The organism is Streptomyces silaceus (assembly GCF_001419745.1).
GTDB lineage: Bacteria > Actinomycetota > Actinomycetes > Streptomycetales > Streptomycetaceae > Streptomyces > Streptomyces silaceus.
The window spans coordinates 588-1238 of record NZ_LIRJ01000714.1 but is presented as its reverse complement, the minus strand read 5'-3'; the positions used below and the strand labels follow the sequence as shown (position 1 = coordinate 1238).

The window sequence follows — 651 nt, the reverse complement described above, 5'->3', positions numbered from 1 at the left end:
CTCCACCTCGCCGAGACGACGGTCAAGACCCACGTCGCCCGTATCCTCGCCAAACTGGGCCTCCGCGACCGGGTCAAGGCCGTCATCGTCGCGTACGAGACCGGCCCGGTCAGCGTGGGCGCGCATGCGGCCACGGAACAGGCATGAAGCCCCCGCCCCCACCTCTCCCTTCTCGACCACAAGGAGCCGCCTCAGTGGGATACACGGAACAGGCCGAGTGGCACGACCACTACGCCCACGGCAAGGGCTTCCGGCCCCTGACCGAGGCCGAACGCGCCGCACTGGACACCGCCCTGCGTCCGCAGCGGCCCGCCATCGCCCTCGACGTGGGCTGCGGCCTCGGCGAACTCGCCCTCCATCTGCACGAGATGGGGTACGCGGTCGACGCCGTCGACTACGCGCGGTCGGCCATCGACTTCGCCGCGACCCGGGCCCCGGCCGACGCCGACGTGCGCTTCCTGCACCACGACATCGAGACAGACGACCTCGCCGCCCTGCCCCACGACGCGTACGACCTGATCACCTTCCGCCTCAGCTACGCCTTCTTCCGCGACCGCACGTGGCTCCTGAACCGCCTGCGCGAACTGCTGCGCCCCGGCGGCACGGTCTGCGTCGTCACACCGCTGGCGAGCGCCGTCCCCGCGGACCGCC

2 protein-coding genes are annotated in these 651 nt (G+C 71.7%); both read left to right on the top strand.

Annotation, left to right across the window (positions count from 1 at the left end; all coding sequences use genetic code 11):
• The coding region (locus AOK22_RS43650) for a LuxR C-terminal-related transcriptional regulator (RefSeq protein ID WP_244165293.1) at positions 1-147 on the top strand (147 nt) is incomplete at its 5' end.
• Between the two features lie 47 nt (positions 148-194).
• On the top strand, positions 195-651 hold a 457-nt coding region (locus tag AOK22_RS43645), incomplete at its 3' end, for a class I SAM-dependent methyltransferase (protein ID WP_244165292.1).